22 protein-coding genes are annotated in these 17,987 nt (G+C 63.1%); 19 read left to right on the top strand and 3 right to left on the bottom strand.

What is annotated here, in order from left to right:
* Positions 1-31 precede the first annotated feature (31 nt).
* The gene (gene thiI / locus KCX70_RS01475) at positions 32-1,486 is read right to left on the bottom strand and encodes a tRNA uracil 4-sulfurtransferase ThiI (protein ID WP_212619059.1); all 1,455 of its coding nucleotides are present in this window, start codon (positions 1,484-1,486) and stop codon (positions 32-34) included.
* 341 nt (positions 1,487-1,827) lie between these two features.
* Here thiI and glnA point away from each other — a divergent pair, with 341 nt between their 5' ends.
* The 5 genes from glnA (at position 1,828) to ntrC (ending at position 7,332) form a co-directional block, all read left to right on the top strand.
* Positions 1,828-3,234 carry a glutamate--ammonia ligase gene (gene glnA, locus KCX70_RS01470; RefSeq protein ID WP_021207291.1) on the top strand — a complete coding sequence of 469 codons (1,407 nt, stop codon included), beginning with the start codon at positions 1,828-1,830 and terminating at the stop codon, positions 3,232-3,234.
* A gap of 183 nt (positions 3,235-3,417) precedes the next feature.
* Positions 3,418-4,011 (top strand): DUF4124 domain-containing protein, encoded by a 594-nt coding sequence (locus KCX70_RS01465; RefSeq protein WP_212619058.1) that lies wholly within the window; start codon positions 3,418-3,420, stop codon positions 4,009-4,011.
* A complete protein-coding gene (locus KCX70_RS01460; RefSeq protein WP_212619057.1) occupies positions 4,008-4,649 on the top strand; it encodes a DUF4124 domain-containing protein in 642 nt (213 codons plus the stop codon). The genes KCX70_RS01465 and KCX70_RS01460 overlap by 4 nt, the downstream gene beginning before the upstream one ends.
* A gap of 167 nt (positions 4,650-4,816) precedes the next feature.
* A complete protein-coding gene (gene glnL / locus KCX70_RS01455; RefSeq protein ID WP_021207294.1) occupies positions 4,817-5,899 on the top strand; it encodes a nitrogen regulation protein NR(II) in 1,083 nt (360 codons plus the stop codon).
* The gene (gene ntrC / locus KCX70_RS01450) at positions 5,896-7,332 is read left to right on the top strand and encodes a nitrogen regulation protein NR(I) (protein ID WP_102846371.1); all 1,437 of its coding nucleotides are present in this window, start codon (positions 5,896-5,898) and stop codon (positions 7,330-7,332) included. Before glnL ends, ntrC begins: the two co-directional genes overlap by 4 nt.
* A 33-nt stretch (positions 7,333-7,365) precedes the next feature.
* On the opposite strand, the gene KCX70_RS01445 is transcribed toward ntrC, so the two are convergent.
* A complete protein-coding gene (locus tag KCX70_RS01445; RefSeq protein ID WP_212619056.1) occupies positions 7,366-7,836 on the bottom strand; it encodes a hypothetical protein in 471 nt (156 codons plus the stop codon).
* On the opposite strand from KCX70_RS01445, the gene trmL reads away from it, so the two are divergent.
* The 4 genes from trmL (at position 7,835) to KCX70_RS01425 (ending at position 10,847) form a co-directional block, all read left to right on the top strand.
* On the top strand, positions 7,835-8,296 hold the full coding sequence (gene trmL / locus KCX70_RS01440; RefSeq protein ID WP_021207297.1) for a tRNA (uridine(34)/cytosine(34)/5-carboxymethylaminomethyluridine(34)-2'-O)-methyltransferase TrmL: 462 nt from the start codon (positions 7,835-7,837) through the stop codon (positions 8,294-8,296). The two genes, KCX70_RS01445 and trmL, sit on opposite strands and share 2 nt — an antisense overlap.
* Before the next feature lie 182 nt (positions 8,297-8,478).
* Positions 8,479-9,015, top strand: a complete 537-nt coding sequence (gene hslV, locus KCX70_RS01435) for an ATP-dependent protease subunit HslV (RefSeq protein WP_021207298.1) — start codon at positions 8,479-8,481, stop codon at positions 9,013-9,015.
* Between the two features lie 28 nt (positions 9,016-9,043).
* A complete protein-coding gene (gene hslU / locus KCX70_RS01430; protein WP_102851726.1) occupies positions 9,044-10,387 on the top strand; it encodes an ATP-dependent protease ATPase subunit HslU in 1,344 nt (447 codons plus the stop codon).
* A gap of 85 nt (positions 10,388-10,472) precedes the next feature.
* Positions 10,473-10,847 carry a gamma-butyrobetaine hydroxylase-like domain-containing protein gene (locus KCX70_RS01425; protein ID WP_102846368.1) on the top strand — a complete coding sequence of 125 codons (375 nt, stop codon included), beginning with the start codon at positions 10,473-10,475 and terminating at the stop codon, positions 10,845-10,847.
* Positions 10,848-10,868: 21 nt separating this feature from the next.
* Here the strand turns inward: KCX70_RS01425 and KCX70_RS01420 are convergent, their stop codons facing one another.
* Positions 10,869-11,147: a polyhydroxyalkanoic acid system family protein gene (locus KCX70_RS01420; protein ID WP_021207301.1), complete on the bottom strand. Its 279-nt coding sequence runs from the start codon at positions 11,145-11,147 to the stop codon at positions 10,869-10,871.
* Positions 11,148-11,534: 387 nt separating this feature from the next.
* Here KCX70_RS01420 and ubiE point away from each other — a divergent pair, with 387 nt between their 5' ends.
* The 10 genes from ubiE to KCX70_RS01370 all read left to right on the top strand — a co-directional run bounded on the left by ubiE (position 11,535) and on the right by KCX70_RS01370 (position 17,987).
* The gene (gene ubiE, locus KCX70_RS01415; protein ID WP_102851730.1) at positions 11,535-12,305 is read left to right on the top strand and encodes a bifunctional demethylmenaquinone methyltransferase/2-methoxy-6-polyprenyl-1,4-benzoquinol methylase UbiE; all 771 of its coding nucleotides are present in this window, start codon (positions 11,535-11,537) and stop codon (positions 12,303-12,305) included.
* Positions 12,305-12,928, top strand: a complete 624-nt coding sequence (locus KCX70_RS01410) for a ubiquinone biosynthesis accessory factor UbiJ (RefSeq protein WP_212619055.1) — start codon at positions 12,305-12,307, stop codon at positions 12,926-12,928. Before ubiE ends, KCX70_RS01410 begins: the two co-directional genes overlap by 1 nt.
* Complete coding sequence (gene ubiB / locus KCX70_RS01405) at positions 12,925-14,535, top strand: ubiquinone biosynthesis regulatory protein kinase UbiB (RefSeq protein WP_102846364.1); 1,611 nt, start codon at positions 12,925-12,927, stop codon at positions 14,533-14,535. Before KCX70_RS01410 ends, ubiB begins: the two co-directional genes overlap by 4 nt.
* Positions 14,536-14,584: 49 nt before the next feature.
* Entirely contained in the window at positions 14,585-14,980 is a 396-nt protein-coding gene (hisI, locus tag KCX70_RS01400; protein WP_212619054.1) for a phosphoribosyl-AMP cyclohydrolase, read from the top strand.
* Entirely contained in the window at positions 14,973-15,305 is a 333-nt protein-coding gene (locus KCX70_RS01395; RefSeq protein ID WP_021207306.1) for a phosphoribosyl-ATP diphosphatase, read from the top strand. The genes hisI and KCX70_RS01395 overlap by 8 nt, the downstream gene beginning before the upstream one ends.
* A 22-nt stretch (positions 15,306-15,327) precedes the next feature.
* The gene (gene tatA, locus KCX70_RS01390; RefSeq protein ID WP_021207307.1) at positions 15,328-15,558 is read left to right on the top strand and encodes a twin-arginine translocase TatA/TatE family subunit; all 231 of its coding nucleotides are present in this window, start codon (positions 15,328-15,330) and stop codon (positions 15,556-15,558) included.
* A 6-nt stretch (positions 15,559-15,564) separates the two neighbouring features.
* Entirely contained in the window at positions 15,565-15,957 is a 393-nt protein-coding gene (gene tatB / locus KCX70_RS01385) for a Sec-independent protein translocase protein TatB (protein ID WP_212619053.1), read from the top strand.
* Complete coding sequence (gene tatC / locus KCX70_RS01380; protein WP_102846360.1) at positions 15,954-16,754, top strand: twin-arginine translocase subunit TatC; 801 nt, start codon at positions 15,954-15,956, stop codon at positions 16,752-16,754. Before tatB ends, tatC begins: the two co-directional genes overlap by 4 nt.
* Positions 16,751-17,458 carry a 16S rRNA (uracil(1498)-N(3))-methyltransferase gene (locus KCX70_RS01375; RefSeq protein ID WP_212619052.1) on the top strand — a complete coding sequence of 236 codons (708 nt, stop codon included), beginning with the start codon at positions 16,751-16,753 and terminating at the stop codon, positions 17,456-17,458. The genes tatC and KCX70_RS01375 overlap by 4 nt, the downstream gene beginning before the upstream one ends.
* Positions 17,459-17,567: 109 nt before the next feature.
* Complete coding sequence (locus tag KCX70_RS01370; protein WP_102846358.1) at positions 17,568-17,987, top strand: UPF0158 family protein; 420 nt, start codon at positions 17,568-17,570, stop codon at positions 17,985-17,987.

The following is a 17,987-nucleotide window of genomic DNA, read 5'->3' as shown; positions in this document are numbered from 1 at the left end:
GCGGATACTGCCACCCAGCAGGCCAGGCTGCTTAGCTCGGACGATAAACGCGCACATTGACATGCCCCTCGCTCAGCAAATGATGAGCATGCAGGCGGCTCATGACACCTTTATCGCAATACAGCAGGTACTGGCGATTCGCATCCAGTTCCTTGAAGCGGCTGTTCAGCGCATAAAAAGGCAGCGTGTGCACTTCGATGCCCTGCAGCTGCAGAGGTTCGTCCTCGGCCAGGTCCGGGTGGCGAATATCCAGCACCACCTGGCCGGCACTCGCCTCGACTACTTCTTCTACCTGTACGTCCTGGCCGAGTTCGTCGATCACGCGGTCAATGGCGACCTGTCGGGCGTTGGCCAGCGCCCGCTCCAGTACCGCCATGTCGAACTGCTTCTCTTCATGCTCGACGCGGTAGCGCTTGGCCTTGGTCGTCGGATTCTTCGAGATCACCCCGCAGTATTCGGGCATGTGCTTGGCGAACTCGGCGGTGCCGATCTCGAAGGCAGTGTCGATGATGTCCTGCTTGTGGCTGGCGATCAGTGGCCGCAGCACCAGCATGTCGGTGGCCGAGTCGATCACCGAGAGGTTCGGCAACGTCTGGCTGGAGACCTGCGAGATCGCCTCGCCGGTAACCAGCGCATCGATATGCAGGCGCTCGGCGATCTGCGTCGATGCGCGCAGCATCATGCGCTTGAGCACCACGCCCATCTGGCTGTTGTCGACCTTCTCGAGGATTTCGCCCACCACTTCCTCGAACGGCACGCTAATAAAGAGCACGCGGTGCGAGCTACCGTACTTCTTCCATAGATAGTGGGCGACTTCCATCACGCCCAGCTCATGGGCGCGGCCACCGAGGTTGAAGAAGCAGAAGTGGGTCATCAGCCCGCGGCGCATCATCTGGTAGGCCGCCACGGTGGAATCGAAACCACCGGACATCAACACCAGGGTCTGCTCCAGCGCGCCCAGCGGATAGCCACCGATGCCGTCGTGCTGCGCATGGACGATGAACAGCCGCTGGTCGCGGATTTCCATCCGCACTTCGATCTCCGGCGCTTTCAGCGAGATGCCGGCGGCGCCGCACTGAACGCGCAGCTCGCTGCCGACATGGCGCTCGACGTCCATGGAACTGAACGGGTGCTTGCCGGCGCGTTTGCAGCGCACCGCGAAGATCTTGCCGGCAAGCCGATCGGCGAAATGCGCCTTGCACTTCTCAACCAGGTCGTCGAGGTCGCCGAGTGGATACTCGTGCACTTCCAGGCAATGGGCGATGCCCGGCGTGCAGCGCAGGCGCTCGATCATTTCTTGCAGCTGCTTCGGCTCGCTACAGGCGGTTTCCACCTCGACGTTGTCCCACACCCCTTCCACCCGAAGTTCGGGATCGAGGTCGCGCAGCACGGTGCGGATGTTCTTCGCCAACTGGCGAATGAAGCCCTTGCGCACCGGCGGGCTCTTGATGGTGATTTCTGGGAAGACTTTGACGATCAGTTTCATGGAAACAGCGCGTGCGCCGGCAAGGCGTAAAAAAGAGGGGGGCGGAGTATATCGGAAATTGATCAAGCTTTAGACAGTTTTCTCCAAGCCGAGCCCAATGCACCTAAATTGAACAAATCCACCTTTCAGCGCACCAATAAGGTGCGCATTTTCACAAGCCGGCCCTGTCACGCTGCGGCAACCGTCGAACAAACACCCTAGATAGGCGTCCAGACCCAATACGGAGCACTGGCATGCAATTTGCTCTCTTGTGAGGCAGGTCGCCATGGCGGAACATCGCCGCCCGGCTTCACCCTGATTCGGAAGCAACCCTGTCACGCTTCCACCACTTGGAGAACACCATGTCGAAGTCGCTTCAACTGATCAAAGATTACGATGTGAAGTGGATTGATCTGCGCTTCACTGATACCAAAGGCAAGCAGCACCATGTGACTGTCCCGGCGCGTGACGCTCAGGATGAAGACTTCTTCGAACACGGCAAGATGTTCGACGGCTCCTCCATTCATGGCTGGAAGGGCATCGAAGCCTCCGACATGATCCTGATGCCGGTTGACGAAACCGCCGTACTGGATCCGTTCACCGAAGAGCCGACCCTGATTCTGGTCTGCGACATCGTCGAGCCGAGCACCATGCAGGGCTACGACCGCGACCCGCGCTCGATCGCCAAGCGCGCCGAAGAATTCCTCAAGTCCACCGGCATCGGCGACACCGTATTCGTTGGCCCGGAACCCGAGTTCTTCATCTTCGACGAAGTGAAGTTCAAGTCCGACATCTCCGGCTCCATGTTCAAGATCTACTCCGAGCAGGGTTCCTGGATGACCGACCAGGACGTCGAAGGCGGCAACAAGGGCCATCGCCCAGCCGTCAAAGGCGGTTACTTCCCGGTTCCGCCGTGCGATCACGACCACGAAATCCGTACCGCCATGTGCAACGCCATGGAAGAAATGGGTCTGGTCGTCGAAGTACACCACCACGAAGTGGCCACTGCCGGTCAGAACGAAATCGGCGTCAAGTTCAACACGCTGGTCAACAAGGCTGACGAAGTTCAGACCCTGAAGTACTGCGTGCACAACGTGGCCGACGCCTACGGCAAGACCGCGACCTTCATGCCCAAGCCGCTCTATGGCGACAACGGCTCGGGTATGCACGTCCACATGTCGATCTCCAAGGACGGCAAGAACACCTTCGCTGGCGAAGGCTATGCCGGCCTGTCCGAGACCGCCCTGTACTTCATCGGCGGCATCATCAAGCACGGCAAGGCCCTGAACGGCTTCACCAACCCGTCGACCAACTCGTACAAGCGCCTGGTTCCGGGCTTCGAAGCGCCGGTCATGCTGGCCTACTCGGCACGCAACCGGTCCGCCTCGATCCGTATCCCTTACGTCTCCAGCCCGAAAGCCCGCCGTATCGAAGCGCGCTTCCCGGATCCGGCTGCCAACCCGTACCTGTGCTTCGCCGCACTGCTGATGGCGGGCCTCGACGGCATCCAGAACAAGATTCACCCCGGCGATGCCGCTGACAAGAACCTCTACGATCTGCCGCCGGAAGAAGGCAAGCTGATCCCGCAGGTTTGCGGCAGCCTGAAGGAAGCCCTGGAAGAACTCGACAAGGGCCGCGCGTTCCTGACCAAGGGCGGCGTGTTCAGCGACGACTTCATCGATGCCTACCTCGAGCTGAAGAGCGAAGAAGAAATCAAGGTCCGCACCTTCGTTCACCCGCTGGAATACGACCTGTACTACAGCGTCTAAGCCAGTCCGCGTGACAGAAAAGGCCTCCTTCGGGAGGCTTTTTCGTTTCCGCACCGAGGCGACCCAGAACCACCACACCGCTACGGGCCAGCGCAGTGGCGCCGATCGCAAATCGCAACGCTGGTACTTGCCTGCCCGCCGCCACAGTGCAAGGCTTCCCGTACTCACTCCGCGGAGCTTCCCATGCGCATCGCATTGTTCAGCCTGCTACTCGCACTCACCATTCCGGCCCAGGCGCAGATCTACAAATACACCGACGATAAGGGCAACACGGTGTTCACCAACCAGCCGCCCGAAGGGGTGGCGGCAGAAACCGTCGAGCTACCGCCCGCCAATACCGTAGACATCAAGGTCCCGGACGCCCCGCCTCCCCTGACCGAAGAGCAGGCCGGCGACCGACAGCAGGTTTACCGCAGCCTGTCCATCGGCGGCATTCCAGACGAACAAGCGCTGCGTGCGAACAACGGCACCTTCGTAGTCAATGCCCAGCTCGATCCGCCGCTACGCCGAAATCATCGAATTCGTTTTCTGCTCGACGGCGAACCCCAGGGAGAGCCGAGCAACTCGACATCGCTGCAACTGACCAATGTCGACCGGGGAACGCACTTGATCGAGGTTGAAGTGCTGAGCGGCGGACAGGTTATCCAGCGCGCGCAGGAGCAGTTCACCGTGCAGCGGGTCAACACCTCGAGCCCGGCATTGCGACCCAAGCCAGCCGTGCCGCCCAAACCGAACCCGAAACCGACTCCCACGCCCAAGCCGAAGCCCGCCTCTTGAACGCTGCCCGCCGAGCGCTCGCGGCCGCGCTGCTGGCATGCGCCCTGCCGGCCGCTGCCGAGATCTACAGCTATACCGACGAACAGGGCAATCGCGTGTTCACCGATCGCCCCGGCGGGCGGGCAGTCGAGTTGGTGAAACCGCGGCCGACCAACAGCATGCCTCCCGCCGAAACACAGCCCATACAGGCACCGGAACCATTAGCCGCTCCGACAACCGATAGCGCGACGATCCGCTACAGCCAACTCGAAGTCCTGACGCCTCAGCCAGACGCCACCATTCGCGACAACGCAGGCGGCTTACTGGTGGAGGTCGCCAGCACACCCGAACTGTTGCCGGGCCATGCCTATCGTCTGCTGTTGGACGGCAGCGACACCGAGCTCGGCGGCGGCGGCCCCCAGTTCGCATTGCAGAATATCGATCGCGGCACCCACCAGCTCACCGTGCAGGTGATCGACGAAAGCGGAACCTCCTTGCAGAGCAGCCCACCGCGCACCTTCCATATGATGCGCACCTCGCTGGCTCAGCGACGCATGGTCCGGCCTTGCAAAAAGGACGATTACGGCGTTCGCCCCGAGTGTCCGTTGAAGGACAAGCCGAAGGAAAAGAGGGATATTCCCTTCGTGCCCTTTCTGTGATCATGCTATGCACCTGAATGGTGCACAAGCAACGCCCGCCTGATCGGCCCGATCTGTTTTGCGCGATGCCCCGCGCTGGAGCGCTAGTACCTGCGGCGTTGCGCCGAAATCAGGCAGCTTGGTTTGCTTCTTGCATTTCCCGCCTTACCCATCGGATGCAGACAGCCATGATCAACGAAGCCCTACAGCGCCTGCTGATCGAGAACCTGACCACCGCGACGCTGTTGCTCGATTCGCGGCTGCGCCTGGAATACATGAATCCGGCCGCCGAAATGCTGCTGGCCGTAAGCGGTCAGCGCAGCCATGGCCAGTTCATCAGCGAACTGTTCACCGAATCGTCCGAGGCACTTGCCGCGCTGCGCCAGGCCGTCGAGCAGGCGCACCCCTTCACCAAGCGCGAGGCGACGCTGACCTCGACCAATGGTCAGGCGCTGACCGTCGACTACGCCGTCACACCGATCCTGACCCGCCAGGAAACCAAGCTGCTGCTCGAGGTGCTGCCGCGCGACCGCTTGCTGCGCATCACCAAGGAAGAGGCGCAACTGTCAGCGCACGAAACCACCAAGCTGCTGGTGCGCGGCCTCGCCCACGAGATCAAGAACCCGCTCGGCGGCATTCGCGGTGCGGCGCAATTACTGTCGCGCGAGCTGCCGGAGGAGCATTTAAAGGACTACACCGAGGTGATCATCGAGGAGGCCGATCGCCTGCGGAACCTGGTCGACCGGATGCTCGGCTCGAACAAACTGCCGTCCCTGTCGATGACCAATATCCACGAAGTGCTCGAACATGTGGCCAGCCTGATCGAGGCCGAAAGCCAAGGCAGCCTCATTTTGGTGCGCGACTATGATCCGAGCATTCCGGAAGTGCTGCTTGACCGTGAACAGATGATTCAGGCGGTGCTCAACATCATGCGCAACGCCATGCAGGCGCTGGCCGGGCAATGCGAACTGGGCCTCGGCCGGCTGACGCTGCGCACCCGCACGCTGCGCCAGTTCACCATCGGCCATGTACGCCATCGCCTGGTGGCGCGCATCGAGATCATCGACAACGGCCCCGGCATTCCGGCCGAACTGCAGAACACGCTCTTCTACCCGATGGTCAGCGGTCGTCCGGACGGAACCGGGCTGGGCCTGGCCATCACCCAGAACATCATCAGCCAGCACCAGGGCCTGATCGAATGCGAAAGCCACCCCGGCCACACCGCGTTCTCGATATTCCTGCCACTGGAACAAGGAGCCCCATCCGTATGAGCCGAAGCGAAAACGTCTGGATCGTCGACGACGACCGCTCCATCCGCTGGGTATTGGAAAAGGCTCTGCAGCAGGACGGCATGGCCACGCAAAGTTTCGACAGCGCCGACGGCGTGCTCGCCCGCCTGTCGCGGCAGCAGCCGGACGTGATCATTTCCGACATCCGTATGCCGGGCACCAGCGGCCTTGACCTGCTCAAGCAGATCCGTGAGCTGTATCCGCGTCTGCCGGTCATCATCATGACCGCGCACTCAGACCTCGACAGTGCGGTCGCCTCCTACCAGGGCGGCGCCTTCGAGTACCTGCCCAAGCCGTTCGACGTCGACGATGCCGTGGCGCTGGTCAAGCGAGCCAACCAGCACGCGCAGGAACAGCAGAACCTGCAGGAGCCGGCACGCCAGCACCACACGCCGGAGATCATCGGCGAGGCGCCGGCGATGCAGGAGGTGTTTCGCGCCATCGGCCGCCTCAGCCACTCCAACATCACCGTGCTGATCAACGGCGAATCCGGTACCGGCAAGGAGCTGGTCGCCCATGCGCTGCATCGTCACAGTCCACGAGCGGCCTCCCCGTTCATCGCGCTGAACATGGCGGCGATTCCCAAGGACCTGATGGAATCCGAACTGTTCGGCCACGAGAAAGGCGCCTTCACTGGCGCAGCCAACCAGCGTCGCGGGCGCTTCGAGCAGGCCGACGGCGGCACCTTGTTTCTCGACGAGATCGGCGACATGCCGGCCGACACCCAGACTCGCCTGTTGCGCGTGCTGGCCGATGGAGAGTTCTACCGGGTCGGCGGCCATACACCGGTCAAGGTCGATGTGCGGATCATCGCCGCGACCCACCAGGACCTGGAAACGCTGGTGCAGGCCGGCAAGTTCCGCGAAGACCTGTTTCATCGCCTGAACGTCATCCGCATCCATATTCCGCGCCTGTCCGATCGGCGCGAAGACATCCCCGCGCTGGCCAGACACTTCCTCGCCAGCGCCGCCCAGGAACTGGCGGTCGAGACCAAGCTGCTCAAAGCCGAAACCGAGGAGTACCTGCGCAACCTTCCCTGGCCGGGCAACGTCCGCCAGCTGGAAAATACCTGCCGCTGGATCACCGTGATGGCCTCCGGGCGCGAGGTCCACGTCAGCGACCTGCCACCGGAACTGCTCAACCAGCCTACCGACACCCTGCCGGCAAAGAGCTGGGAACAGGCCTTGCATCAATGGGCTGACCTGGCGCTGTCTCGCGGCCAGTCCAACCTGCTCGACGAGGCCGTGCCGGCGTTTGAGCGAATCATGATCGAGACCGCACTCAAGCACACCGCTGGTCGCCGTCGCGATGCCGCGCTGCTGCTCGGCTGGGGCCGCAATACCCTGACGCGCAAGATCAAGGAACTGGGCATGGGCGGTGACGCCGCCGACGAGGACGAAGGCGACGACGGCTGAGAGGCTGAACGGGCGTGGTCTACTGGCTGCGCCCTAACGCGGCATGACCCTTAACTGCAGGCGCCACTGGTCGTCGACCTTCTTGCCCGTCCAGCTGGCTTGCAGCGGTCGTGTCGCAACGACATGCAGCAGCAGGCCCTTCTCCGTACCCTGCACGCGCCAGCGGGCATCGCTGCCATCGACCTTCACTCGTCCGCTATCAGCCCCACCTTTAGCCTGAAATAGCATCCCCACGGCGCCGTCGACATTCTCGCTATAAAGCTCCGGCTCGCGGCTGAACCACAGCTGCAACCCGCTGGCCACGGGCTCGACGCGCAGCAGCTCCACCGGCCCGGGCCGGAACAGATGGCCCAGCAACGAGCCGAACAGCAACCCGAGCAGAACCAGCGCAGCGAAAAAGCGACGGCGCAGGCGAGGTAGCGGATCATCAGCCGCAGGGTCGCCTGCCGCAGGACCGCCTGCCGCAGTAGAATGCCGGTCGTTTTCAGAGTCGGTGCCGCGCATGTTCCACGTGATCCTTTTTCAACCGGAGATTCCGCCGAATACCGGCAACATTATCAGGCTCTGCGCCAATGCCGGCTGCAGTCTGCACCTGATAGAACCGCTGGGCTTCGAGCTGGACGATAAGCGCCTGCGCCGTGCCGGCCTCGATTATCACGAGTACGCTCCGCTCAAGCGGCATGCCGATCTGGACAGCTGCCTGGCGAGCCTCGGCCAGCCGCGCCTGTTCGCCTTCACCACCAAGGGCTCGCAACCCTTTCATCAGGTGCGGTTCGAGCGCGGCGACGCCTTCCTGTTCGGCCCGGAAAGCCGCGGCCTGCCACCCGAAATTCGCGATGCACTGCCCAACGAGCAGCGTCTGCGCCTGCCCATGCGCCCCGACAGCCGTAGCCTGAACCTGTCCAATACCGTCGCCGTCGCCGTCTACGAGGCCTGGCGGCAGCTGGATTTCGCCTTGCAGTGATCCATCGCGGCGCCCGTTCGGAGCCATCGGCGCAGCGCCATGCCCCCTCTGGAAGGCGCAACCAGACAGGGTGCCGTGTCCAGCTCCGACCTTTCGCGCCCAATTGGTTGAAATGCGCAGGAGAGTCCCCCATATCAAGCGCATTCGGGCATTCATCGCCCCGCTGCGTGGAGAGTTCTCTTTTGACCACCATCGTTTCAGTCCGCCGCAACGGCAAAGTCGTCATGGGCGGCGACGGCCAGGTTTCCCTCGGCAACACCGTCATGAAAGGCAACGCCAAGAAGGTGCGCCGCCTCTATCACGGCCAGGTGCTGGCCGGCTTCGCTGGCGCCACCGCCGATGCCTTTACCTTGTTCGAGCGCTTCGAAGGCCAGCTGGAAAAGCATCAGGGCCATCTTGTCCGTGCCGCCGTCGAGCTGGCCAAGGATTGGCGCACCGACCGCTCACTGAGCCGCCTGGAAGCCATGCTCGCCGTCGCCAACAAGGACGCCTCGCTGATCATCACCGGTAACGGCGACGTGGTGCAGCCCGAGGATGACCTGATCGCCATGGGCTCCGGCGGCGGTTTCGCCCAGGCCGCGGCCATGGCGCTGATGCGCAAAGGCGGTGATGACATGAGCGCGCAGGAAATCGCCGAGACCGCGCTGAACATCGCCGGCAGCATTTGTGTCTTCACCAACCAGAATCTCACCATCGAGGAGCTCGACAGCGCGAACTGATCGCCCTCGAGCCCCGGAGTACCGCACCATGTCCATGACGCCCCGCGAGATCGTCCACGAACTCAACCGCCATATCATCGGCCAGGACGACGCCAAGCGTGCCGTAGCCATCGCCCTGCGCAATCGCTGGCGGCGAATGCAGCTCTCCGCCGAGCTGCGCCCGGAAGTTACCCCGAAGAACATCCTGATGATCGGTCCCACCGGCGTCGGCAAGACCGAAATCGCCCGTCGCCTGGCCAAGCTGGCCAACGCCCCGTTCATCAAGGTGGAAGCGACCAAATTTACCGAAGTCGGTTATGTAGGCAGGGATGTCGAATCGATCATCCGCGATCTTGCCGATGCCGCCCTGAAGATGCTGCGCGAGCAGGAAGTGGTGAAGATGCGCCATCGCGCCGAGGACGCCGCCGAAGAGCGCATCCTCGACGCCTTGCTGCCCCAGGCGCGTCCCGCAGGCTTCGGCGATGAGCCCGTGCAAAGCACCGACTCCAATACCCGGCAGCTATTCCGCAAGCGCTTGCGTGAGGGTCAGCTCGATGACAAGGAAATCGACATCGAGGTCGCCGAGAATCCGGGCGGCGTGGAGATCATGGCCCCGCCCGGCATGGAAGAGATGACCAACCAGCTGCAAAGCCTGTTCTCCAACATGGGCAAGGGCAAGAAGAAGAGCCGCAAGCTGAAGATCAAGGATGCGCTCAAACTGGTCCGTGACGAAGAAGCCGCGCGCCTGGTCAACGAGGAAGAGCTCAAGGCCCGTGCGCTAGAAGCGGTGGAGCAGAACGGCATCGTCTTCATCGACGAGATCGACAAGGTCGCCAAGCGCGGCAATACCGGCGGTGCCGACGTCTCCCGCGAGGGCGTGCAGCGCGACCTGCTGCCGCTGATCGAGGGCAGCACCGTCAACACCAAGCTGGGCATGGTCAAGACCGACCATATCCTGTTCATCGCCTCGGGCGCCTTCCACCTCTCCAAGCCCAGCGATCTGGTGCCCGAACTGCAGGGCCGCCTGCCGATCCGGGTCGAGCTCAAGGCGTTGTCCCCCGAGGACTTCGAGCGCATCCTCACCGAGCCGCATGCCTCGCTCACCGAGCAGTATCGCGAGCTGCTGAAGACCGAAGGGCTGGGCATCGAATTTACCGAGGACGGCATCAAGCGCCTGGCGCAGATCGCCTGGCAGGTCAACGAGAAGACCGAGAACATCGGCGCTCGTCGCCTGCACACCTTGCTGGAGCGGCTGCTCGAAGAGGTTTCGTTCAGCGCCGGCGACCTGGCCGGCCAGCAGAACGGTGAACCGATCCGCATCGATACGGACTACGTCAACAGCCACCTCGGCGAGCTGGCCGAAGACGAAGACCTGTCGCGGTATATCCTCTAATCCGGCTGACGGCTAGAGGCTGCAGGCTGGACGAAAAGCAGCCTCGCTCAGCCTCCAGCCGTCCAGCCTCTTTTCGGTTGTTCTCATGCACATCCCCACCGCCATCAAGCTGCACAAGGCTTCCAGGACGCTGGAGCTGGAATATGGTCCCGACCAGCGTTATGTGCTGCCGGCCGAATTCTTGCGGGTCCACTCACCATCCGCCGAAGTGCAGGGTCACGGCAATCCGATCCTGCAGGCCGGCAAGATCAACGTCGCACTGGAAGGGCTCGAGCCGGCCGGCCAATACGCGTTGAAGCTGACCTTCAGCGACGGCCACGACAGTGGCCTGTATACCTGGGACTACCTCCATCTGCTGGCGACCAACCAGCAACAGATGTGGGCCGATTACCTCGATGCCCTCGCCGCCGCCGGCAAATCCCGTGACCCGGATATCTCCCCGGTCAAGCTGATGCTCTGAGCTCGGGGCGCAGGCCGGCCCTTACGCCTGCAGCGCCTTGTCCAGCGCATGTTCGATCTGCGCCTGAACGCTGCTGCCCATTGCCGACAGCAGCAGGCCAAGGTTCAGCAGCACCCGTACCCGATCCTCCCCGACCTCGATGCGGCCATCGGCGCCGCTACGGCGCACCGCCAGCACATCACCCTGCCACTCGCAGCGCACGCCATAGTCATTCACCAGTTTCGCCGCCAATTGCTCGGCCTTTTCTCGGGCGGCCTGGCGACCAAGGGTGTGGGTGCGCTCGACTACGATGCGGGCCATGGCAACTCCTGGCTGCGGGATAAAAAAGGCGCGCACTATAGCAGTTGCCTGCGCTGACGAAGCGGAGTTGGCGGCAGGCGTGCCGAGCCGAACGGGTACGGTTTCTCGACATTGTTGCGTTGAGCTGCGGGCCGAGGGGCGGGCCATCGCCGGGCGGGATGGGCGCCGGATGTTGGTGCCCCCCTACTGGCGAGGCTTCGCTGGGAAGCTCGCGGTCAAGACCGCTCCCACAACAGCAGTGCCACGCAGCCTCAAGCGCGAGCGTCAGCCGGCTGTCGGCCAGCGCCTCGCACCGGTCCGTACTGCGCTGACTTGCCGCTCGCCGCTTCGCGCTCGACGACGCATTTAGGTTTAGAATGCCGAGCACATTCTTCCGGTGACAGTGACATGACCGATCCCCGCAAAGAGCATGACGCAGAGCCCACCACGCACTTCGGTTACAAAAATGTGCGTGAAAGCGAGAAGGCGCAGAAGGTGGCCGAGGTATTCCATTCCGTGGCCGCCAAGTACGACCTGATGAACGACTTGATGTCCGGCGGCGTTCATCGCCTCTGGAAGCGCTTCACCATCGAGCTGTCCGGGGCGCGTCACGGCAACCGCATCCTCGATATCGCCGGTGGCACCGGCGACCTGACCCGCCAGTTTTCGCGCATCGTCGGACCGACCGGGGAAGTGGTGCTGGCCGACATCAACGCTTCGATGCTCAAGGTCGGACGTGACCGTCTGCTCGACAAAGGCGTGGCCGGAAACGTCAGGTTCGTCCAGGCCGATGCTGAGAAGCTGCCCTTCCCGGACAACTACTTTGACGTGGTCACTATTGCCTTCGGCCTGCGCAACGTGACGCACAAAGAAGATGCCATCGCTTCCATGCTGCGCGTGCTCAAGCCGGGCGGCCGGCTGCTGGTGCTGGAATTTTCCAAGCCGACCAACCCGCTGTTCTCCAAGGCGTACGACGCCTACTCGTTCAGCCTGCTGCCGATGATGGGCAAGCTGATCACCAACGACTCGGAAAGCTACCGGTATCTCGCCGAGTCGATTCGCATGCACCCGGACCAGGAAACGCTAAAGGGCATGATGGCCGACGCCGGCTTCGAGCGCGTGACCTACCACAACATGACCGGCGGCATCGTCGCCCTGCACCGCGGCATCAAGCCCTGATGCTGCGCACTGCCCTGCTTGCCGGCGCCGAGCGCGGCATCAACCGCGCGCTGCGCCTGGATCCCACCGCGTTGCCGCGCCTGGCCCGCCTTGGCGGTCGGATCATCGAGATCGACTGCAGCGCTCCGGCGTGGCGCGTATTCGTGCTCTCCGACAGTGAAGGTCTGCGCCTGGCCGCCGATTGGGGCAGCGAAGCCGACTGCCGTCTGCGCGCGCCCGCCAGTAGCTTGATTCGCCTGGCCACCAGTCGGAACAAGACAGCGATCCTGCACGGTCCGGACATCGAAATCGACGGCGACAGCAGCGCGTTGATGAGCCTGGCCGAAGTGCTGCAGGACCTGGAGCTGGACTGGGAATATGAACTGTCCCGCCTACTAGGCCCGGTCGCCACGCATGTGCTCGGCTCCGGCATGCGCAGCCAGGCCGAATGGGTGCGCCAGAGCGCCGGCAGCCTGCGCCAGGACCTGGCCGATTACCTCAACGAAGAATCGCGAACCCTGGTGGGCAGCGCCGAAGCCGAAACCCGCTTCGCCGAACTGGATCGCCTCAAGCTCGACCTCGACCGACTCGAAGCCCGAGTCGAGCGGCTCGCCCACTCCCTGAAACCAGACCGATCCGAATGAAGCTGTTCGCCGCGGCACGCCGCCTGTTTCGCATCCTGCTCGTGGTGATCCGCTACCGCCTGGATGACATCATCCTCGACCTGCCGATGCCCTGGTGGCTGCGCGCGACCAGCTTCCTGCTGCCCTGGCGCTGGCTGCCGCGGCGCCACTCCGCGCTGTCTCGTGGCGCGCGGTTGCGCCTGGCGCTGGAAGGGCTGGGGCCGATCTTCATCAAGTTCGGGCAGATCCTCTCGACCCGCCGCGATCTGCTGCCGCCAGATATCGCAGAAGAGTTGGCGATGCTGCAGGACCGCGTACCTCCCTTCGATTCAGCCGTCGCCACCGCATTGATCGAGCGCCAGCTGGGCGCGCCGGTTGCCCAGATCTTCGCCCGCTTCGACAGCAAGCCGCTGGCTTCCGCCTCGGTCGCCCAGGTGCACGCGGCGAAGCTGCGCAGCGGTGAGGAAGTGGTGGTCAAGGTGGTTCGCCCGAATTTGCGCCCGGTGATCAGCCAGGATCTCGCCTGGCTGTTCCTGCTGGCCAAAACCGCCGAGCGCGCCTCCACCGAAGCCCGTCGCCTGCACTTGGTCGAAGTCGTCGACGATTACGCCAAGACCATCTACGACGAGCTCGACCTGCTGCGTGAGGCCGCTAACGCCAGTCAGCTCAGGCGCAATTTCCAGGGCTCGCCGCTGCTGTACATTCCCCAGGTCTACTGGGACCTGTGCCGCCCGCAGGTGCTGGTCATGGAGCGCATCTACGGCGTGCCGGTCACCGACATGAAGCGCCTGGCCGAGCAGCGCACCGACATGAAGCAACTGGCCGAACGCGGCGTCGAGATCTTCTTCACGCAAGTGTTCCGCGACAGTTTCTTCCACGCCGACATGCATCCCGGCAATATCTTCGTCAGCACGCACCAGCCGTGGAACCCGCGATACATCGCGGTGGATTTCGGCATCGTCGGCAGCCTGACGCCCGAAGACCAGGACTACCTGGCACGTAACCTGATGGCCTTCTTCAGGCGCGACTACCGCAAGGTCGCACAGCTGCATATCGATTCCGGCTGGGTCCCCGCAGAGACCAAAGTGAATGAGTTCGAGGCGGCGATTCGCACCGTCTGCGAGCCGATCTTCGAAAAACCGCTGAAAGACATCTCCTTCGGCCAGTTGCTGGTGCGTCTGTTCCAGGTCGCCCGCCGCTTCAACATGGAAGTCCAGCCACAGCTGGTCCTGTTGCAGAAGACGTTGCTCAATATCGAGGGGCTGGGCCGTGAGCTCTACCCCGAGCTGGATCTCTGGGCCACCGGCCAACCCTACCTCGAGCGCTGGATGCGCGAGCGCATGAGCCCGAAACAGTTGCTGAAGAATGCCCAGGCGCAGATCGAGCAGTTGCCCCACCTGGCGGGCATGACGCGCGAGCTGCTCGAACGCATGTCCAACCCCCACGCGAACAACCCGCCGCCACCTTGGCGCGAACATCATCGGCATTGGCCGCTGCGCCTCGTTGGCGCCGTTCTGCTGGGCGGTGGTGCGACCGTGGCCGCGGCAGCCGACAGCTTCACCGCAGTGACTACCTGGCCGGCCTGGCTGATGCTGAGCGCCGGAATTTACATCGTGGTACGCCGATAGCCAGCCGTCTGAGAGGCTGGCACACTGCGCGCATTGACCGGAGAATTCGATGAACTGGTTGGACGAAATAAACTGGAACGAGGACGGCCTGGTGCCGGCCATCGCCCAGGATCACCAGACCGGGCGCATCCTGATGATGGCCTGGATGAACCGCGAGGCGCTGGCATTGACCGCAACGGAAAACCGCGCCATCTACTGGTCACGTTCGCGTGGCAAGCTGTGGCGCAAGGGCGAAGAATCCGGACACGTGCAAAAGCTGCATGAGCTGCGCCTGGATTGCGATGCCGACGTCATCGTGCTGAGCGTCGAACAGATCGGTGGTATCGCCTGCCATACCGGCCGCGAGAGCTGCTTCTACAGGGTATTCGAGAATGGCGACTGGAAAACCGTCGAACCGGTCCTCAAGGATCCGCAGGCGATTTACCGGGAGCACACACATGAGTGACACCTTTGCCCGCCTGGCTGAAGTGCTGGAAGCCCGAAAGGGCGCCGCGGCGGACAGTTCTTACGTAGCCAGCCTCTATCACAAGGGTTTGAACAAGATCCTCGAGAAAGTCGGCGAGGAATCGGTGGAAACCATCCTGGCCGCCAAGGACGCCGCCGTCAGTGGCGACGCCAGCGAGCTCATCTACGAAACGGCCGACCTGTGGTTTCACAGCCTGGTCATGCTGGCCGCACTGGATCAGCATCCGCAGGCGGTACTGGACGAACTGGACCGGCGTTTCGGTCTCTCCGGGCATGCGGAAAAGGCCGCACGTCCACAATCCTGACATTCAACTGGAGTAACGCAGCATGGGTTTTGGTGGAATCAGCGTCTGGCAGCTCCTGATCATTCTGCTCATCGTGGTCATGCTCTTCGGCACCAAGCGCCTCAAGGGCCTGGGCTCGGACCTCGGCGACGCGATCAAGGGCTTCCGCAAGTCCATGGGCACCGATGAGGAAAAGCCCAGCGTCGAAGAGAAGCAGAACCACACCATCGATGCCGAGGCCCGCAAGGTCGAAGATCCCACGAAGAAGCAGTGAGGCGCCATGTTCGATATCGGCTTCACCGAACTGCTGCTGATCGGCCTGGTGGCGCTGGTCGTCCTCGGCCCGGAGCGATTGCCGGGCGCGGTGCGCACGGCCGGGCTGTGGATTGGCCGCGCCAAACGCAGCTTTGCCAATATCAAGGCCGAGGTCGAGCGCGAGATCGGCGCCGACGAGATCCGTCGGCAGCTGCATAACGAGCGAATCCTCGACCTGGAACGGGAGATGAAGCAGAGCATCATGCCCAATTCGCCCGGCACCGGCAGCAACAGCTCTCCGCAATCGGCCACGCCGCCAACCGGCGCCAGCAATCTTGAGGCGCCGGCCCCGACCGAAACCGCCAAACCAACCGAAACGCCCCCCGTACCCCGCCCGGACAGACCTGCTGAGCCATGAGCAATACTTCCATCGATGATCAGGAAATGCCGCTGGTCGCCCATCTGACGGAGCTGCGCAAGCGGCTGCTGCGTTGCGTGGTCGCCATCCTTCTGCTGTTCGGCGCGCTGTTCTACTTCTCCCAGCAGATCTATGCCCTGGTGGCTGCACCGCTGCGCGCCTACCTGCCAGAAGGCGCGACGATGATCGCCACGGGCGTGGCCTCGCCATTCCTGACGCCCTTCAAGCTGACCATGATGGTGGCGCTGTTCCTGTCGATGCCGGTGATCCTGCACCAGATATGGAGCTTCATCGCCCCCGGGTTGTACAAGCACGAGAAGCGCGTTGCGGTACCGCTGCTGATTTCCAGCATCGTCCTGTTCTACGGCGGCATGGCCTTCGCCTATTTCGTCGTGTTCCCGATCATGTTCGGCTTCTTCGCCAGCGTGACGCCCGAAGGCGTGGCAATGATGACCGACATCGGCCAGTACCTGGATTTCGTGCTGACGCTGTTCTTCGCTTTCGGCGTGGCCTTCGAAATCCCCGTAGCGACTTTCCTGCTGATCTGGGTCGGCATCGTCGACGTCGCCACCCTGCGCAAGAGCCGCCCCTACGTGATCGTCGGCTGCTTCGTGGTCGGCATGGTGCTCACGCCTCCTGACGTGTTCTCTCAAGCGCTGCTTGCGGTGCCCATGTGGTTGCTGTTCGAAGCCGGGCTGATCTGCGGCAGCATGGTCCAGAAGCGCGAGGCGCAATTCCGCGGCGACGCCGACGACGAGACACACCGCGGCGACCAGCCCCCCGCCTCGCGCCCGTGAATCTGCTGCTACTGGAGGCGGCCGATTTCGTGACCGCCGACCGAGTGGTCCTGCGCGACCGCCGCCTCACCCATATTCAGGACGTGCACCGCGCCGAAGCAGGTGAAACCCTGCGCGTCGGCTTGCTGGGCGGCGCGATGGGCCAGGGCCGCCTGCTGCGCCTGGAGGCCGGCGAAGCCGAACTGGAAATCGTGCTGACCCAACCGCCACCGGCCAAATTGCCGATCACCTTGCTGCTGGCCCTACCGAGACCCAAGATGCTCCGTCGCGTGCTGCAGACGGTCGCCTGCATGGGTGTACCGCGGCTTGTCCTGCTCAACAGCTACCGGGTAGAGAAGAGTTTCTGGCAGACGCCATTTCTGGAACCGGAGGCGATTCGCGAACAGTTGCTGCTCGGCCTGGAACAGGCGCGTGACACGGTGCTACCCGAGGTCAGCATCGAAAAGCGCTTCAAACCCTTCGTCGAAGACCGCCTGCCGCAACTGGCCGCGGGCACCCGCGGACTGGTCGGCCACCCGGGCGACTATCCGAGCTGCCCGCGCGCGATCACCGACCCGGTGACCCTGGCGATCGGACCGGAAGGCGGCTGGATTCCTTACGAAGTCGAAAAGCTCACCGAGGCGGGCCTGCAGCCGGTGCAACTGGGCGAGCGCATCTTGCGTGTGGAAACGGCGGTCAGCGCCCTGCTGGCGCGCCTGTTCTGAGCCACAGCGGTACGCACGTCGCGTGGCGGCAACGTACCGATGAACGTAATGCACGCATTCGCGGCAGGCCGGTCAGAGCTACTGAACCCCAAAAACAGCAGTCACCGCCATGCGACCTCTGACCATCGACCTTCACCGCCTGGAGTACGCGTTGGAAAACCGCGACGCCAGTGAGCATTATCTCGATCTGGAGTCGGGTGAAATTCGCGCCGTGTTCCCAGGTGAAACCGTGCCCGGCGCGGACGAAAAGTATGACGTGCAGGACGACCGCTTTCTGCATATCGAACCCTTGGGGCTGGCGCAATCGATCGCCATGCGCGAGGCGTTTCTCTTCACCCAGCACGACCCCAACGCCCATGCCGTACTGAGCCACGCCCTGCAAGGACGCAAGCCGCTACGCACCTTCGATTTCAAGCTGGAGGATTTCCCGACGGTCCGCCAGGCCTGGCTCGATTACCAGGCCGTGCAGCTGCGCGACTATGCCATCACCTGGCTGCACGAAAACGGCCTGGAACCCTCGAAGCGCTGA

Source organism: Stutzerimonas stutzeri, assembly GCF_018138085.1.
Lineage (GTDB): Bacteria > Pseudomonadota > Gammaproteobacteria > Pseudomonadales > Pseudomonadaceae > Stutzerimonas > Stutzerimonas stutzeri_AI.
Note: the sequence above shows the minus strand (reverse complement) of the source record. Positions and strands in the feature narration are given on the sequence as shown.

Coding starts and splice junctions, on each gene's coding strand:
- thiI (WP_212619059.1), bottom strand. CDS start 1,486: ATGAAACTGATCGTCAAAGTCTTCCCAGAAATCACCATCAAGAGCCCG.
- glnA (WP_021207291.1), top strand. CDS start 1,828: ATGTCGAAGTCGCTTCAACTGATCAAAGATTACGATGTGAAGTGGATT.
- KCX70_RS01465 (WP_212619058.1), top strand. CDS start 3,418: ATGCGCATCGCATTGTTCAGCCTGCTACTCGCACTCACCATTCCGGCC.
- glnL (WP_021207294.1), top strand. CDS start 4,817: ATGATCAACGAAGCCCTACAGCGCCTGCTGATCGAGAACCTGACCACC.
- ntrC (WP_102846371.1), top strand. CDS start 5,896: ATGAGCCGAAGCGAAAACGTCTGGATCGTCGACGACGACCGCTCCATC.
- trmL (WP_021207297.1), top strand. CDS start 7,835: ATGTTCCACGTGATCCTTTTTCAACCGGAGATTCCGCCGAATACCGGC.
- KCX70_RS01445 (WP_212619056.1), bottom strand. CDS start 7,836: ATGCGCGGCACCGACTCTGAAAACGACCGGCATTCTACTGCGGCAGGC.
- hslU (WP_102851726.1), top strand. CDS start 9,044: ATGTCCATGACGCCCCGCGAGATCGTCCACGAACTCAACCGCCATATC.
- KCX70_RS01425 (WP_102846368.1), top strand. CDS start 10,473: ATGCACATCCCCACCGCCATCAAGCTGCACAAGGCTTCCAGGACGCTG.
- KCX70_RS01420 (WP_021207301.1), bottom strand. CDS start 11,147: ATGGCCCGCATCGTAGTCGAGCGCACCCACACCCTTGGTCGCCAGGCC.
- ubiE (WP_102851730.1), top strand. CDS start 11,535: ATGACCGATCCCCGCAAAGAGCATGACGCAGAGCCCACCACGCACTTC.
- KCX70_RS01410 (WP_212619055.1), top strand. CDS start 12,305: ATGCTGCGCACTGCCCTGCTTGCCGGCGCCGAGCGCGGCATCAACCGC.
- ubiB (WP_102846364.1), top strand. CDS start 12,925: ATGAAGCTGTTCGCCGCGGCACGCCGCCTGTTTCGCATCCTGCTCGTG.
- hisI (WP_212619054.1), top strand. CDS start 14,585: ATGAACTGGTTGGACGAAATAAACTGGAACGAGGACGGCCTGGTGCCG.
- KCX70_RS01395 (WP_021207306.1), top strand. CDS start 14,973: ATGAGTGACACCTTTGCCCGCCTGGCTGAAGTGCTGGAAGCCCGAAAG.
- tatA (WP_021207307.1), top strand. CDS start 15,328: ATGGGTTTTGGTGGAATCAGCGTCTGGCAGCTCCTGATCATTCTGCTC.
- tatB (WP_212619053.1), top strand. CDS start 15,565: ATGTTCGATATCGGCTTCACCGAACTGCTGCTGATCGGCCTGGTGGCG.
- tatC (WP_102846360.1), top strand. CDS start 15,954: ATGAGCAATACTTCCATCGATGATCAGGAAATGCCGCTGGTCGCCCAT.
- KCX70_RS01370 (WP_102846358.1), top strand. CDS start 17,568: ATGCGACCTCTGACCATCGACCTTCACCGCCTGGAGTACGCGTTGGAA.